The 747-nt window shown below is 38.3% G+C and carries 1 protein-coding gene; it reads right to left on the minus strand.

Going from position 1 to position 747, the window contains the following annotated elements; genetic code table 11:
- Window positions 1-98: 98 nt before the first annotated feature.
- Window positions 99-747 (minus strand): hypothetical protein (locus AC3DOM_RS14400; RefSeq protein WP_487919742.1); only part of this gene is annotated, 649 nt, incomplete at its 5' end.

Genomic DNA, 747 nt, shown 5'->3' on the forward strand with positions numbered 1-747 from the left:
GGGAGGCTGGGTGGGGGCAAGGCTCCGAAATCTGGTAAACGCGTAACATCAGTTAGTAAGATGAATTCCTTAGGGTTCAGATTCTCCAAATATTATTATTACTTTATTTCTAAAAGGATCAGTTCCTTTGTTCGATATGCTTCTTCAACCGCTATTTCACACTTTTCTACAATATTCTTATAAATATCTACCTCATTTGATTCGGCCAGCACAAATCTTAGATCAAAATTCTCAATTAGGCCACAACGTTCTTCAGGATCCATTGTTTGATCTAAAGATCGAATTATATTACTGGCTTTAATCCTTTCACGGACCTCATCTAACGGCATGAAATTGTTATGGCCGTTATAATCCATTTCCTCTCGAAAGGAAATCAAAGTAGTGTGCGACGATACACCTGGAAGCATTTGAATATCTACATAATCGAGGGCAATTACCATCACCTGAGTCGTGGTGGCCTGATCAATATATGCACCGACTTGTGATAATTGTTTATTATGGTCTAATACATCAAAATAAGCAGGTATCAAGGGCATAAATGTAGAAACTAAAACTGGGGTAAAAAACACAAAACAAACTATCAATCCTAAGATCGTTCCATTAATCCTGGTACCCAGCCTGCTTACCCAAACATTTTTTGAAATCCGCCTTGAACGATACCAAAATAAAAAAGTCTTCAATATAAGCACAGAACCTAATCCTAATGGAGCAAACCAGGAAGCACGCGAAATCAAACGCGCAGACACA

The sequence above is a fragment of the Candidatus Desulfolinea nitratireducens genome, from assembly GCF_982879505.1.